The sequence below is a fragment of the Rhizobium sp. FG113 genome (assembly GCF_057809895.1).
In genome coordinates this window covers 1,272,307-1,287,315 of the sequence record NZ_JBMDKV010000001.1, presented here as the reverse complement: position 1 = coordinate 1,287,315, position 15,009 = coordinate 1,272,307, and the positions used below count along the sequence as shown (strand labels likewise).

15 protein-coding genes are annotated in these 15,009 nt (G+C 61.5%); 14 read left to right on the top strand and 1 reads right to left on the bottom strand.

Going from position 1 to position 15,009, the window contains the following annotated elements; all coding sequences use genetic code 11:
* Nucleotides 1–63 precede the first annotated feature (63 nt).
* The 8 genes from ACODTZ_RS05700 to ACODTZ_RS05665 all read left to right on the top strand — a co-directional run bounded on the left by ACODTZ_RS05700 (nt 64) and on the right by ACODTZ_RS05665 (nt 8,123).
* Entirely contained in the window at nt 64–1,374 is a 1,311-nt protein-coding gene (locus ACODTZ_RS05700) for an extracellular solute-binding protein (RefSeq protein WP_489024390.1), read from the top strand.
* Nucleotides 1,375–1,445: 71 nt separating this feature from the next.
* Nucleotides 1,446–2,336, top strand: a complete 891-nt coding sequence (locus ACODTZ_RS05695) for a carbohydrate ABC transporter permease (RefSeq protein ID WP_489024388.1) — start codon at nt 1,446–1,448, stop codon at nt 2,334–2,336.
* A gap of 3 nt (nt 2,337–2,339) precedes the next feature.
* Nucleotides 2,340–3,257: an ABC transporter permease subunit gene (locus ACODTZ_RS05690; protein WP_489024387.1), complete on the top strand. Its 918-nt coding sequence runs from the start codon at nt 2,340–2,342 to the stop codon at nt 3,255–3,257.
* 3 nt (nt 3,258–3,260) lie between these two features.
* Nucleotides 3,261–4,385: an ABC transporter ATP-binding protein gene (locus ACODTZ_RS05685; RefSeq protein ID WP_489024385.1), complete on the top strand. Its 1,125-nt coding sequence runs from the start codon at nt 3,261–3,263 to the stop codon at nt 4,383–4,385.
* On the top strand, nt 4,382–5,212 hold the full coding sequence (locus tag ACODTZ_RS05680; protein ID WP_489024383.1) for a glycerophosphodiester phosphodiesterase family protein: 831 nt from the start codon (nt 4,382–4,384) through the stop codon (nt 5,210–5,212). Before ACODTZ_RS05685 ends, ACODTZ_RS05680 begins: the two co-directional genes overlap by 4 nt.
* Before the next feature lie 22 nt (nt 5,213–5,234).
* The gene (locus ACODTZ_RS05675; protein ID WP_489024381.1) at nt 5,235–6,065 is read left to right on the top strand and encodes a glycerophosphodiester phosphodiesterase family protein; all 831 of its coding nucleotides are present in this window, start codon (nt 5,235–5,237) and stop codon (nt 6,063–6,065) included.
* Entirely contained in the window at nt 6,062–6,892 is an 831-nt protein-coding gene (locus ACODTZ_RS05670; protein ID WP_489024379.1) for an inositol monophosphatase family protein, read from the top strand. Before ACODTZ_RS05675 ends, ACODTZ_RS05670 begins: the two co-directional genes overlap by 4 nt.
* A 244-nt stretch (nt 6,893–7,136) precedes the next feature.
* Nucleotides 7,137–8,123: a hypothetical protein gene (locus ACODTZ_RS05665; RefSeq protein ID WP_489024377.1), complete on the top strand. Its 987-nt coding sequence runs from the start codon at nt 7,137–7,139 to the stop codon at nt 8,121–8,123.
* 20 nt (nt 8,124–8,143) lie between these two features.
* On the opposite strand, the gene ACODTZ_RS05660 is transcribed toward ACODTZ_RS05665, so the two are convergent.
* Complete coding sequence (locus tag ACODTZ_RS05660) at nt 8,144–8,383, bottom strand: hypothetical protein (RefSeq protein ID WP_209235346.1); 240 nt, start codon at nt 8,381–8,383, stop codon at nt 8,144–8,146.
* A 160-nt stretch (nt 8,384–8,543) separates the two neighbouring features.
* Here ACODTZ_RS05660 and ACODTZ_RS05655 point away from each other — a divergent pair, with 160 nt between their 5' ends.
* Genes ACODTZ_RS05655 through ACODTZ_RS05630 form a run of 6 tightly spaced genes read left to right on the top strand, consistent with a single transcriptional unit; the run spans nt 8,544 to nt 14,822 of the window.
* Nucleotides 8,544–9,521: an AAA family ATPase gene (locus ACODTZ_RS05655; RefSeq protein ID WP_489024375.1), complete on the top strand. Its 978-nt coding sequence runs from the start codon at nt 8,544–8,546 to the stop codon at nt 9,519–9,521.
* Complete coding sequence (locus ACODTZ_RS05650; RefSeq protein WP_489024373.1) at nt 9,518–10,471, top strand: DUF58 domain-containing protein; 954 nt, start codon at nt 9,518–9,520, stop codon at nt 10,469–10,471. The genes ACODTZ_RS05655 and ACODTZ_RS05650 overlap by 4 nt, the downstream gene beginning before the upstream one ends.
* The gene (locus ACODTZ_RS05645) at nt 10,471–10,977 is read left to right on the top strand and encodes a DUF4381 domain-containing protein (RefSeq protein WP_489024372.1); all 507 of its coding nucleotides are present in this window, start codon (nt 10,471–10,473) and stop codon (nt 10,975–10,977) included. The genes ACODTZ_RS05650 and ACODTZ_RS05645 overlap by 1 nt, the downstream gene beginning before the upstream one ends.
* Entirely contained in the window at nt 10,964–11,953 is a 990-nt protein-coding gene (locus tag ACODTZ_RS05640; protein WP_489024370.1) for a vWA domain-containing protein, read from the top strand. The genes ACODTZ_RS05645 and ACODTZ_RS05640 overlap by 14 nt, the downstream gene beginning before the upstream one ends.
* Nucleotides 11,950–13,503 (top strand): VWA domain-containing protein, encoded by a 1,554-nt coding sequence (locus ACODTZ_RS05635; protein ID WP_489024368.1) that lies wholly within the window; start codon nt 11,950–11,952, stop codon nt 13,501–13,503. Before ACODTZ_RS05640 ends, ACODTZ_RS05635 begins: the two co-directional genes overlap by 4 nt.
* Nucleotides 13,500–14,822 carry a BatD family protein gene (locus ACODTZ_RS05630; protein WP_489024367.1) on the top strand — a complete coding sequence of 441 codons (1,323 nt, stop codon included), beginning with the start codon at nt 13,500–13,502 and terminating at the stop codon, nt 14,820–14,822. The genes ACODTZ_RS05635 and ACODTZ_RS05630 overlap by 4 nt, the downstream gene beginning before the upstream one ends.
* Nucleotides 14,823–15,009 lie beyond the last annotated feature (187 nt).

The window sequence follows — 15,009 nt, the reverse complement described above, 5'->3', positions numbered from 1 at the left end:
AAAGTGTAGTAAGCCGCCGTCAGAGATCGAGCGAGGCTCGGTCGACCCGAAAAGGCGAGGGCGATGATGAACAAGTTTACTTTGGCGGCCATAGCTGCCGTGATGGCGGGCACAGGTTCTGCTCAGGCGACCAATATCGAATTCTGGTACGGGAATACCGGCCCGGTGGAGACCGCGATCAAGGCTCAGTGCGATGCGTTCAATGCTTCGCAGAGTGAGCACCACATCAACTGCGTCGGTCAGGGCTCTTACGAAGTGTCCATGCAAAAGGCGATTGCCGCCTACCGCGCAAAGAACCACCCGGTGCTGATCCAGTTCTTCGATGCCGGCACGCTCGACCTGATGCTCTCCGATGCCGTCGAGCCGGTCCAGGATCTGATGCCCGACGTCAAGTGGGATCAGTATATCGCGGGCGCCCGCGCCTATTACGAAACTTCCGGCGGCAAGCTTTTCGCCCAGCCGTATAACTCGTCAACGCTGCTGTTCTACACCAACAAGACCGAGCTTGAAAAAGCCGGCATCACCGAGACCCCGCAGACCTGGGAAGACGTGATCGAAGCCGCGCGCAAGCTCAAGGCCGCCGGCCATGCCTGCCCGTTCGTCACCGATGGCGACACCTGGCGCGTGCTGGAGCAGTTCTCCGCCCGTCACGGCCTGCCGATCGCCACCAAGCACAACGGCTATGATGGTCTGGATGCGGAATATGTGATCAACACCACCTTCGCCGCCAAGCACCTCGCCAACCTGGTTGAGTGGCGCAAGGAAGGTCTCGTTCGTCTGGCTGCCGATACCAAGGCCGGCAATTACACCGCCGCCTTCAATGCCGGCGAATGCGCGATGATGGAACAGTCCTCCGGTTCCTACGCCGCTGCTGCCAAGGCGTTCGACGGAAAGTATGAGCTCACCGTCACCATGGCGCCGATGTACAAGGGCTATGAGCGTCACAACACCTTTGTCGGCGGCGCCTCGATCTACATCATGAAGGGTCACGACAAGGCCGAGATCGACGCCGCCAAGGCTTTCCTCGACTTCCTGCGCAAGCCGGAACAGCAGATGTTCTTCACGGCCAACACCGGTTACGTGCCCGTCACCACCGACGTTCTCGATGCGATCGCCAAGAGCGACGAGGCGAATTCGCCGAAATATGCGACCGCCAAGGTCGGCGTTGAATCCATGAACCAGCCGGCAACGCCTGATACCCGCGGCATTCGCCTTGGTTTCTACGTGCAGTTCCGCGAAGTCTTCATGGAAGAGACGCAGAAAGCCTTTGCCGGTCAGCAGACAATGCAGGTCGCGCTCGACAATACCAAGAAGCGTGGTGACCAGCTGCTGCGCCGCTTCGAGCAGACTTACAAGGGCAAGAAGCTTCCCTGATCCGTTTCGCCTAGCCTTCGTCGCATGGGGCGTCTTTCGCCCCATGCCTTCTCTCATTTGGAAGTGCCTTCATGTCGTCGGATTCCTCTCTGTTCAGCCATCGCTGGCTACCGGCTCTTCTGCTGGCCCCCATGATGCTGCTGATCGTGCTGTTCTTCTATGTGCCGGTCTTCCAGGCCTTCTATTGGTCGTTTTTCCTCGAACAGCCCTTCGGTGGCGGCTCGGAATTCGTCGGCCTGCAGAATTTTCAGCGCGTGCTCGGCGATCCCGAATTCTGGGCGGCCACGGGCCGCACGGTCATCTTCATGCTGACGGCGTCTTCGCTTGCGGTCGTCGTGCCGCTGATGCTGGCGATCGCGGCAGACCGGAAGATCGGTCTCTCCTATACCGCGCGCAACATTCTCGTCTGGCCGAAGGGCATTGCCGGGGCGTCGATCGGCGTCGTCTTTGCCTTCATCTTCAATCCGTTCGTGGGGCTGATGGCGCCGCTCAACACGCTGTTTCCCGGCCTGTGGAACCCCGGCATAAACGGCACGGACGCTTTCGTGACGCTGGTCGCCGCGCATGTCTGGAGTGGCATTCCGTTCAATTTCGTCATCCTGCTTGCCGGCCTGCGCTCGATCCCGCCCACGATGTATCAGGCGGCCGCCATGGACGGCGCCGGCCCGTGGCGCCGCATCTTCGATGTGCAACTGCCGCTGATCATGCCGCAGCTGTTCCTGACTTTCGTTCTGGAATTCACCGAAAGCATCACCTCCGTCTTCGCGCTGATCGACACGATCACCGGCGGCGGTCCAGGCGGCTCGACGACGCTGCTCGTCTACAAGATCTATGTCGATGGTTTCCGCGGCTTCGATCTCTCCGGCGCTTCCACCCAGACGGCCATTCTCATGGTCTTCGTCCTTATTCTCGCAGCCTGCCAGTTCTACTTCCTCGGCCGGCGCATCAATTACGAGCGCTGAGCCATGGTCGAAAACGCACGCTCCATCAACATAGTCGCCAGCATCCTGCTCGCCATCGGCATCCTCTATATCGTCGGGCCTTTGTACCTGACGCTCTCCACCGCCTCGCAGTCCTATGAATACATGCTGCGCAACGGTCTTGCCTGGGTGCCGGGCGGCGAACTGTTCACCAATATGGGCAAGGTCATCCACGATACGCGCATCCCGATCCAGATGCTCAACAGCATGATCGTGGCCTTCTCCAATGCGCTCGCGACCTGTGTTCTGTCCTTCCTGTCAGCCTATGCGATCGTCTATTTCCGTATTCGCTGGGCGGGCGTGGCCTTTGCGCTGATCCTTGCCACCATCATGCTGCCGCTCGATATCCGCGTCATCACCACCTATCAGGTGGCCTCCAACATCTTTTCGCCGCTGAATGCTGTGCTCGATTTCACCGGCCTCAACAGCCTGATCGAGATGGTCTTCGGTTCGCCGGTCCATCTGGAGCTCAGTGTTCTCGATACCCATTTCGGCCTCATCGCGCCGTTGGTCGCGCATGGCACCGGCACATTCCTGTTCCGTCAATTCTTCCTGACGCTGCCGAAGGATCTCTTCAAGGCGGCGCGCATGGATGGGGCAGGGCCGATCCGCTTCCTCATCGACATCCTTCTGCCGCTTGCCCGCACCAGCTTTGCCTCGCTGTTCGTGCTGACCTTCCTCAGTGGCTGGACGCAATATCTGTGGCCGCTGGTCGGTGCCTCGACGCCCGACATGCAGACCGCCGTAGTCGGCCTTGCCCGCCTCGTGCCCGACGCAGACGGCCAGGTGCCCGATTTTCCGATGATCATGGCCGGTGCTGTGCTCGTCTCACTCGTTCCCCTCACGATGATCGCTCTGCTGCAGCGCTTTCTCGTCCAGGGCCTCGTTCTTTCGGAGAAATGATCCATGACCGCCATCGACACCGCCATTCGCGCCGCCGCTGCCGAGATCGATCTGATCGGCGTTACGAAGTCCTATGACGCCAAGAATACGATCATCCAGCCGATCGACGTCACTTTGCGCCCCGGTGAATTCACCGTCGTGCTCGGCCCGTCCGGCTGCGGCAAGTCCACACTGCTGCAGATGATCGCCGGGCTGGAACGTGTCTCCGGGGGCAAGATCGTCATCGGCGGTCGTGAGGTACAGGATCTGGAACCGAAACATCGCGGCTGCGCCATGGTGTTCCAGAACTACGCGCTTTATCCGCACATGACCGTTGCCGAGAACATGGCCTATAGCCTGAAGGTATCAGGTGTCTCCAAGACCGAGCGTACCAAGCGGGTTGCCGACGTCGCCAAGATGCTCGGCCTTGCCGATTTCCTCGCCCGCAAGCCGGGCCAGCTCTCCGGCGGTCAGCGCCAGCGCGTCGCGATCGGCCGAGCCATCATCCGCGAGCCCGGCGTGCTGCTGTTCGATGAGCCGCTGTCGAACCTCGATGCGCAGTTGCGCCACGATATGCGTGTCGAACTTGCCGAACTGCATCGCCGTATCGGCGCCACCAGCGTCTTCGTCACGCACGATCAGGTCGAGGCGATGACGCTGGCCGACCGTATCCTCATCCTCAACAAGGGCCATATCGAGCAGTTCGACACGCCGAAGGCGATCTATCACCATCCGGCTTCCGTCTTCGTCGCAAAATTCATCGGCTCGCCGCCGATGAACATCCTGCAGGTCGAAGGCGATGGTCAGGTGCTGCGGTTGGCCGATGGTCAGGTGGTTGCGAATTACGCCGGTGCCGGCGCGTTCCAACTTGGCATTCGCCCGGAAGATATCACCGTCAATAACGGCGGGTCGATCAAGACCGAAATCCGGTATCGCGAAGATCTCGGCTCGCACGAAATCCTCGAAACCAGGATCGCCGAGCAGGGTCTCAGGATCGCCATGCCCTTCGGCGTCGAGATCGATACATCAAGGACGCTGTCGCTCTCCTTCCCCGAGGCGCGTCTGCATCTCTTCGATGGCCAGACTGGTCGCGCCATTCCCAATGCCTTCCGTGACGCGAACTCGGCTTCGGTGAAAGAATACCAGTGAACTACAGCGAATTTATTGCCGACAAGACCCGCGATTGCGCCGTGGTCGCGCATCGAGGCATCTGGCGCAATGCGCCGGAAAACAGCCTGTCCGCCATCGAGCTCGCCATCTCCGAAGGATACGATGTCGTCGAGATCGACGTCCGTCGCAGCGCCGACGGGGGATTGTTTCTGCTGCATGACGAGACGCTGGAACGCATGGCCGGACTCGACCAGAGGCCGGAAGCTCTCGCGTCAGGCGACCTGGCGGTGCTGCGGCTACGCAACCGGGATGGCGGCGACGGCAACGCCTTCACGCTTGAGAAGCTGCCACGCCTCGCCGAAGTGTTCGAGCTCACGCGCGGGCGCATCTTCCTGCATCTCGACGTCAAGGAACGCGAGGTCATCCCTGAGGTGATCGCTCTCGCCAAGGCGATGGGCGTCGAGCAGCAGGTCGATTTCTGGGCCTCGCTGAAAAGCAAAGAGGACCTTAGCTGGATCCGTGAGACGATCCTGCCGCATGACGTTCTGTTCATGGCCAAGACGCGCCTCAACGTGCCGGGTGCAGCCGCGCAATTGGCGCTGCTCGGTCAACTGATGCCTGGCGTCTGCGAGGTCTATTTCGACGACCTTCAACAGCTCTCCGCGCTCAACGATATCAGACGCCGAAACGGCATGGCGCTTTGGGTGAACACGCTCGACAGCGTCGCCTGCGCCGACTTCACCGATACCGCGGCCCTTGCCGATCCCGATGCCGTCTGGGGACGGCTGATCGATGCCGGCATCTCGGTCATCCAGACCGACGAGGCCGCCGCTCTCAAATCCTATCTCGCGGCTCGCCGCGCCTGAATACTCTCCAAGGAAGAATGAAATGACGCATTACGTAGATTATATCGCCGACCAAAAACGCGATCCCGCCATCGTTGCCCATCGTGGCGCATGGCATGGCGCACCGGAAAACAGCCTCGCGGCCATCGAGCGCGCGATTGCCGTTGGCGCCAACGTCGTCGAACTCGATATCCGCAAGAGCGCCGATGGCGAACTCTTCATCATGCATGACGACACGCTGCTGCGCGTGGCCGGTATCGATCGTGATGCCGAAACGTTCACGATGGCCGAGTTGCAGGCGATTGCGCTTCGTGAAGATGACGGCGGCGAACACCGCGCCGCGACGGACCAGCGCATCCCGACCTTGAAGCAGGCGCTGGAAATCATCCGCGGCCGCATCTTTGCAGATCTCGACCTTAAGGATCGCGGCCTGTTCTCCGAAGTGGCCGCGTGCGCGCGCGAGATGAACGCCGCGCCTTATGTGGACCTGAAGACCCGCGTTATTAGCCGCGAGGAATTGGACTGGGTCCGTGCCCAGAACATTGACGGCGTAGCCTTCATGGCCATGTCGAAATTCACGGGCGAAGGCATCCATGAAACCATGGCCCTGCTGTCTGAGATCAAGCCGTTCATGTGCGAAATGCGCTTCGACCGGCTGGAGACGATCATCGAACAGCGTCAGACATTCCGCGATGCCGGCATGGCGCTATGGATGAACACGCTCAATATGGAAGCCAGCGGCGAATGGGTAGATAAGACCGCGCTCATCGATCCCGACCGTATCTGGGGCCGGCTGATCGATGCCGGAATCAGCGTCTTCCAGACCGACGAGCCCGAGGCGCTCAAGGCCTATCTGGAGGCGCGTCGGGCATGAAAACGATCAACGACGACCTGCTCGAGGAACTGATGAACTATGTGCGCGAGGCGGCGGCGGGAGAAATCCTGCCACGTTTCCGCTCTGTCTCGTCGGACAGCATCCGCGCCAAGACGGTGGCCGACGATATCGTCACCGATGCCGATATCGCATCCGAGCGCGTGCTCAGCGAAAGGCTGAAGGCGCGGCTATCAGGTATCACCATCGTCGGGGAAGAGGCCGTGTCGAATGATGCGTCCATTCTCGAACGTCTAGCCGATGCCGAGCTCGCCGCCGTCATCGATCCGGTCGACGGCACATGGCATTTCGCGCATGGAACGCCGATGTTCGGCAGCATCCTGGCGATCGTGTCCGGCGGCAAGACCATAGCTGGTATCATACACTATCCGGTGCTGGGCGATTTCCTGGTCGCACGACCGGACGAGGGTGCATGGCATGTGGCGGCGGACGGCACGCGCACGCGCCTCTCGGTCGCCGCGCCAACCCCGTTGGATCAGATGCACGGCTTTATTCCGCTGCACATGTTCGAGCCGGAACTGCGGACCAGCCTTGCGCCGAGGCTACTGAAATTCCTGCGGGTCACGACATGGCGTTGTTCCGCATGGGAGTACCGCATGCTGGCCACTGGCGCGATGAGCTTCTGCCTCAACGAGAGCCTGAAGCCCTGGGATCACGCCGCCGGTGTTCTCATCCACGCGGAAGCGGGTGGCCATGCGGCAACCGTTGCAGGTGAAGTGTACCGGCCAACGATGACGGAAGGCCATCTGCTGGCGGCGCCAGATGAGAGGTCTTGGCATGCCATTCGTGAGGCACTGCTGGCGGATTAGCTTGTCTCACCTTTGTAGCGGAACCGCTCCTGCATTCCCCACAGACGACACGGAGCTGCGGATCAACCTTCGGCCGGCGCGGAATGGCGTGGCTGGAATGGAGATTCTCCGGGAGCGGTCCGCACCGTAAAATTTACCGTAACGTACTTTCATCGATTTCTGATTGAGTGAAACATGAGCCGGACAGCAAGGTTCCGAGTGCGATCCTTGTCAATGAGTGAACGCGCAATTTTGCAGGGCCCTCATGCCATCGAACTCATTCGATCAGTTGATGCCATCGGGACTTGCCCTGCCGCCCGGTCAGGTCAAGGAGGAATTGGATCGTATTCTGGATAGTCCGGACTTCAAGTCGACGACGCGGCGCCGGAAGCTTCTCAGATATCTGGTCGAGGAAGTGCTGGCAGGTCGCGACAAGGGGTTCAAGGGCTATACGATCGCCACGATCGTATTCGGACGCGATGAAAGCTTCGATCCCCAAAGCGACCCGGTGGTTCGGCTCGAGGCGAGGCGACTGCGCCATGATCTCAACAGCTACTATGTCTCTGCCGGCCGCAACAGTCCGCTGCGGATCACCATCCCGAAAGGGCAATATGCGCCAGTGATGGAGTGGTGCGACAGCTCGGATGGTTCGATCGCGCATCTCGATGCGGCAAACAAGCCGGCCCCCGATACAACACCCGCACCCGTCGCCAGTGACCTCCTGGAGAGATGGCGGTTCGCAGGCCGCTCTCTGCTTTGGACGATTATGCTCTTGGTCGTCGCGGGCGTCACTGTCACGGCCGTGGTTCTTGCCCGAAACGCAACGATGCAGATGCATGGTCCGGCGCTGGCTGTTCTTCCCTTCAAGACCTCAGACGCGTCGCAGCCGGTCCTGGGCGAAGGTTTCTCCGACGAGGTGCTGGCGAGGTTGAGCCGTTTTCCCGATATCCGTCTCTATATGCCGCAGACCGCCCTGGAGCCGACGGCGGACCCCGTCGAGGTCGGACGGCGGTTGGGGCTGACATATGTGGTCGATGGCGTCATTCAGTCCGTCGCGGGAGCCGACAGCGTCCGCGTGACCGTTCGTCTGACAGAGGTCTCGACGCGGCGGCTTGTCTGGATCGGAAATTATGAACGGCCTGATGTCGGCGGCGCATTTCTCACTATGCAGGATGACATCGCGGCGTCAGTCGCAGCCGCGTTAGGGGCGACGCAAGGGGACGTGCAGTCTGACGAGACGACAACTCCCTGATGGCTCAACGTCGAGGACTGTTAGTGCCTGTTCCAATCCATGGAGTGCTCCAGCAACTCCTGGATTTCCAACTCGATCTCCTCGCTCAATCGGCGGAAATCGTCAGCCTTGCGCTCGTCCGCCTTCCAGCGCTCCAGCGCGCATCGCGCGGTCGCGTAGTCCTCACACAGGCTGCGGAATTCGGGCGCACGGGCATAGAGGCGACGAATGCTCAACTCCTGAGCTGGAAACCGGCTGATAATCGCTGACAATTCCTCCATGGCGACCATTTCCGCATAGGAACTCTGTTGCGATTATTGCGCGCTTGGACGGCGGCGGTAGGTGCGCACATGTACGAACATGTTCACGACTTGCCGCGCCACGGACCGGTAACTAGCTTACCGGAGACAGAGCTGACCGGGCAGCAGCGGAGGAACAAAAGTGGCGGCACGTGAGGATATACTTGACCTGGGAAAGCGTGTCGGGCAGTCGATCATCGGCCAGGATGCGATGGTCGAGCGGCTGCTGCTTGGGCTGCTTGCCAATGGCCATCTGCTCGTCGAGGGCCTGCCCGGCCTTGCAAAGACCCGAGCCATCAAGAGCCTGGCGAAGAACCTGGATTCGGAATTGTCGCGTGTCCAGTTTACCCCCGATCTCTTGCCCGCCGACATCACCGGTTCCGAGATCTATTTTTCCGAGGGCGGGAAGGGCGAATTCAAGTTTCAGCAGGGGCCGATCTTCGCGAACCTGATACTCGCCGACGAGATCAACCGCGCGCCCGCGAAGGTGCAGTCCGCGCTGCTTGAAGCGATGGAAGAGCGGCAGGTGACCGTCGGTGGGAAAAGCTATCCTCTTCCCGATCTCTTCATGGTGATGGCGACGCAGAACCCGATCGAGCAGGAGGGCACATACCCGCTTCCCGAAGCGCAGCTCGACCGCTTCCTCATGCATGTTGAGGTCGGCTATCCCGACGAGACGTCGGAAGGGGCGATCATGCGTCTCAACCGCGACGAAGAGAACGCCTCTCACGACAGGAAGCCGCATTCGACGATCGAGCGACTCAATCCGCAATCGATCTTCGATGCGCGCAAGGAGATCGGTGCGGTCACCGTGTCAGAGCCCGTCGAGAAATACATCGTGTCGCTGGTGATCGCCACGCGATACCCGGATCGCTACGACAAGGATCTTGCCAAGCAGCTGCAGGTCGGCGTCAGCCCGCGCGGGGTGATCGGGCTCGACAAGGTGTCGCGTGCCTACGCCTGGCTGCAGGGACGCGACTATGTGACGCCTGACGACGTCAAGGCGGTTGCGAACGACGTCTTCCGACATCGCCTCATTCTGTCCTACGAGGCGCATGCCTCCAGCACCACGGCAGACCAGGTCATCGATCGCATCGTCGAGCTGGTGGCCGTCTCATGAGCGGCGAGCGGGATCGCGAGGTTGGCGTCCATGTGACGACACAAGAGCTGGTCGCGCTCGAGGGGCGCGCACGAGACCTTACCTTTGTCCAGAAGGCGCGAAGTCACCAGCAGTTGGCCGGGCGCATGCAATCGGCCATGCGAGGCCGCGGCCTCGTCTTCGAGGAGCTGCGCGAATACCTCCCCGGCGACGATGTGCGGTCGATCGACTGGCGCGTCACGGCACGCACCAGCAGGCCTGTCGTCAGGGTTTACGGCGAGGAGAAGGAGCGCCCCGCCATTCTCGTCGTCGACCAGCGCATCAACATGTTCTTCGGAAGCCGGCTGGCGATGAAATCGGTCGCGGCGGCGCAGGCCGCGATGCTGACGGCTTGGCGCATTCTGGGTTCCGGCGATCGTGTCGGCGGTTTTGTCTTCGACGACCAGACCATCAGCGACGTGAAGCCGCATCGCAGCCGAAATGCGGTGATCGCTTTCGCCGACAGGATCGCCAGCCTGAACGGCGGATTGAATGCGACCTACGCGGTTCCCCCGTCGCCGGCTGCGCTCGATGAGGTGCTGCACCGGGTGGCCGAGATCGCCCAGCATGATTTTCTTGTCGTCGTGGTCAGCGATTTCGACGGCCACAGCGAGACGACGCGCCAGCTGCTGCTGCAGCTCTCCTCGCGAAACGACGTCGTCTGTCTGCTTGTCTACGATCCCTTTTTGCTCGAATTGCCGTCCTCCGGTGACATTGTCGTCAGCGGCGGAACGTTGCAGGCCGAGTTGCCGCTGGGCCAGCCGGCGGTGCGCCGGTCCATCGACACGTTCGCCAAGGATCGTGGCGACGAACTTCGCGCCTGGCAGCGTCAACTCGGGCTGCCGATGCTGCCGATCTCAGCGGCCGAGGAGGTCGCGCCTCAATTGCGCAGCCTGCTGGAGCAATCCGCCTGGCGGCAACGGAGGCGGTGATGGAAGAGGAGGCTCGACCCGATCCGATCACCGAGGCTGCCCTTCGCTCTCTCAAGGACATCGCTATCCCGCAGCCCGTTTCCTGGCTGCCGCAGACCTTGGGGTGGCTTGCCTTGGCGCTGATCCTGCTGGCGGCAATCCTGCTCTGCGGGTTGCTTTTCTACAGGCGCTGGCGCCGCAATGCCTATCGCCGCGAGGCGCTGCGGCTTCTCGACGAGATTGCGGGCGATTTCCGAAACGGTCAGACGCGCGCTGGAGCAAGCCCGCGGCTGGGGGAATTGCTCAAGCGAACGGCGCTCGCGGCCTGGCCACGCAAGACGATCGCGGCGGTGTCGGGCAATGAATGGGTCGGGTTTCTGAGCTCTCATGGCGAGATCGGCGACACCTTGAAACGCTACCTCGACGATCTGGAATATCGCGGCTACGCGATACCGGGCGCCGATGCCGCGGATGATCTCCTGCGCGATGCGCGGCGCTGGATCGAGAGGCATCATGTATCAGCTTGATATGCCATGGGCGCTGCTGCTTCTGCCTCTCCCGCTGCTGGTCTGGGGGCTCGTGCCTGCGCATCGAGAGACCTCGGCGTCGGTCAGGCTGGCTTTTTTCGACCAGGTCGCCCGCGCCGCCGGCGTCGAACCCACGATTGGTTCGGTGGTGCCCAGGCGGTCCTGGGCGCAGGTCTTCGTCGATGTTCTCGTCTGGTGCCTCATCGTCGTCGCCCTGGCGCGCCCGCAATATGTGGAGCCGCCATTGGAGAAGACCGAGCCGCAGCGCGACATTCTCCTGGCACTCGACCTCTCCCAGTCGATGGACACCCGCGATTTCGTGGCACCCGACGGAGCATCAAAGGCGCGTGTCGATGCGGTGAGGACTGTCGTCGCAGACTTCGTCGCCAAGCGCCCCGGCGATCGTATCGGCCTGATTGCGTTCGGCGATGCTCCTTACCCTCTGGCACCGTTCACGATGGACCATGCGCTGGTCGAGACATTGGTCGAGGGGCTGCTTCCTGGTATCGCCGGACCGCGAACGGCACTGGGCGACTCGCTCGGTCTCGGCATTCGCATGTTCGAAAAGACCACAGTGCCCGAGAAGGTGATGATCCTTCTGACCGATGGTAACGACACGGCGAGCAAGATGCCGCCACTCAAGGCGGCTGATATCGCCAGGACCAAGGGTATCCTCATTCATGCCGTCGGCATCGGCAACCCGGCCGCGACAGGCGAGGACAAGCTCGATACCGCGTCTCTGCGGAAGATCGCCGAAACCACCGGCGGGCGCTATTTCTTTGGCGGCGACCAGACGCAGCTGCAGGATATATATGACGAGCTCGACCGGATCACGCCGCAGGATCAGAAGCAGCTTTCCTGGCGGCCGCGCATCGAGCTCTTTCACTGGCCGCTTGGCGCAGCCGTAGCGCTAGCCGTCGCGTGGTACGGCCTAACCGGCATGCTTGGCCTCATCCGCAGGAGGGCCAGCGCGTGATCTCGGATTTTCACTTCCTTCGTCCACTGTGGCTCCTTGCCCTCGTCGCGCCGCCCATCATCATCTGGATGGCATCGCGGGCGGGGGATACTCGCAACCGCTGGAAAGGATTGATCGCGCCGCATTTGCTCGACAGCCTGATCGTTCAGCCGGATCGCAGGCATCGCTATGCGCCTGCCTGGGTTCTCGCCGCGCTGCTTGCGCTTGCGACGCTTGGCGTCGCCGGGCCGACCTGGAAACGCGAAGCGCCGCCGTTCGTCGCCGATACCGCCTCGCTGGTGATTGCCGTCGATCTTTCTCCCACGATGGATGCGATCGACATCTCTCCAAGCCGGATCGAGCGGGCCAAGCTGAAGATCGATGATCTGCTTGCGGCGCGCAACGGGGCGCGCACCGCCGTGATTGCCTATTCCGGAACTGCCCATCTCGTCGTGCCGCTCACCGACGATGCGGAACTGATCGAGACCTATACCGATGCACTGGCGACCGCCATCATGCCGAAGCCCGGCAAAGACACCGTGGCCGCGCTCAAGCTGGCCGACGACCTCTTGAAACGGGATGGAACGTCGGGGACGATCGCGCTTCTGACGGATGGCATCGAACCGGCCGCCGCGGCGGGTGCCAAGCAGATCGGCAGCGCCATCGTCGTCCTCGGTATCGGCACGTCGGAGGGTGGCGTGGTGAAGCAGGCTGACGGCAGCTTTCTCGACAGTGCCGGCGGCGCTCGGCTGACGGCTAAACTCGATGTCGATGCCCTGAAAAAGTTCGGCAGCGATACCGGCGCCGATGTCGCGACCATCACGCAGGATGACACCGATATTCAATGGCTGGTGCAGCGTGTCCGAACCAATTTTGTCCAGCAGACGGCGATCCAGGGCGACCGCTGGCATGATCTGGGATGGTGGCTGGTCGCTCCTACGGCGCTGTTGTCGGCGCTGTCATTTCGGCGCGGCTGGCTCGTCAGGTTGTCCGCCGTCTTCCTCGCCATCCATGTCCTCTCGCCAACATCGGCTTCCGCCTTCGATTTCGCGGGAATGTGGCTGACGCCGGACCAGCAGGGGCGCCAAGCCTACCAGAAGGGCGACTATCCGACGGCCGCCGACCATTTTCGCGATCCGATGTGGAAAGGTACTGCGCTCTATCGTGCTGCCCGCTACCAGGATGCGCTCGATGCCTTTGCGTCTGTCGGCACGCCGGAGAGCTGGTACAACCAGGGAAACGCGTTGCTGCATCTGGGCAAGCTCGAAGAGGCGGTCGCCGCCTACACCAAGGCATTGGAGCAGCGGACGGACTGGCCCGACGCCACCGCGAACCTAGCGATCGCCCAACAACTGCTGAAGCAACAGGAGGACGCGGAGCAGGAGCAGGAACAGGACCCCAACCAGAAACCCGACAGTATCCAGTTCGACGACAAGGGTAAGAAGGGCAAGGCCAGCGAAATGACGGTTGCCGAGCAGACTTCCGAGATGTGGATGAAGAACATCCAGGTCAGTCCCGCTGATCTCATGGCCAGGAAATTCGCGATCGAGGCCGGAGGAGCGCAACCGTGATAAAGGCAATCCTCTTCGCCGCTTTGCTTTCCGTCCCCTCGTTTGCACGCGGCGCCGAACCCTTCGCGCGAACAACGGTGGAGGGGAAAGGCGGGATCGTTGTCGGCCAGCAAGTCCTTGTTGATGTGGATGTCTATGTCCCTGATTTCTTCACGTCGCCGCCGCAGTTTCCGCTTTTTGATCTTCCCAATGCCCTGGTCACGCTTCCGGACGAGCGCTCGCAGAACCTCACCGAAACGATCGACGGCGTGCAATATACCGGCATCCGGAAGACGTATGCGATCGTACCGCAGGTTTCCGGCGCCTACACATTGCCGGCTTTCGGCATCGAGTTCGGCCGCGCCTCCGACGGCAAGCAAACGAAAGCGACGGTGAACGCGCCGGCGGTGTCCTTCAATGTCGAGGGGGTGGCGGGCAAGGAGCAGCAGGTGACGTTCGCGGCAAGCAATCTCGTGGTCGAGCAGTCGTTCGATCCCGACGCTCGCTCCATGAAGGTCGGGGATGCGCTGACGAGAACGATATCGATCACCGCGCAAGATACCCAGGCGATGATGATACCGCCGCTGGACCCGGGAAACGCGGTCGGGCTTCACCGATATGAAAACGCACCCGCCATCCAGGATGGTATCGCCCTTGGCCGCAACACGGCCAGCCGACGAACGGAAACATTTGTCTATACGGCCGACAAGGAAGGGGCGTTTGTTTTGCCGGAAGTTTCCTATAGCTGGTTCGATGTGTCGAGCCACGAGAGCAAGTCCGCCTCGTTGCCCGCGATGACGATCAACGTATCGGCTGCCTTGAGCCCCACCGCCGAAATCAAGCCCGTGCTTGAGGACGCTCCCCGCCCGCTTCCTTATGCCCAGCGCCAGAAAGCGGCGATCGCCATCGTGCTTTTTCTTGCGGTTTTAGGGCTGCTCTGGATCGGCTACCGGGCCTTGCCGGCGATCAGGTCACGGGTCGATCGCGCTCGTGGGAGACGCCGCTCGTCCTACAGCCATCGCCTCAAGGGGCTGCGAAAGACGATCCTGACCGCGCCTGAAATGGAGGTCTACAACGCCCTTCAGCAATGGAGCCGCCACCTGGGTTTCCGCACGCTCGACATGTGGGCGCGGACAGGTTCCGCCGAGTTGTCATCCCAAGTGGAGGTGCTTTCGCGAAAGCTCTTCAAACAGGAAGGCGGCAATTTCGATCGCAAGGCTTTGGCGTCCGCCGTCGATGTCAGGAAAACGGCTGGGGTCGTCAATCAGTGCAGTCTTCCGCCACTGAACCCGGAACACGGCTACAGTACGAACGGTACGAACCTCTCGCGCGGTATCTAAAGCGACGCTACGGTCCGGGCTGTCAGGTCTGCCCGGGTCTCTGTGGTGAACAAGAGCTGACACCGATCACACGTAACGCATGACCTACACGTCGCAATGTGTCGGAGTTCTACGCTCGATTTAACGCAACGTCCTTTTGCGGATGCGAGAAGTCGCGCTGTCTATCCTGGCACGGTTCCAATCGAGG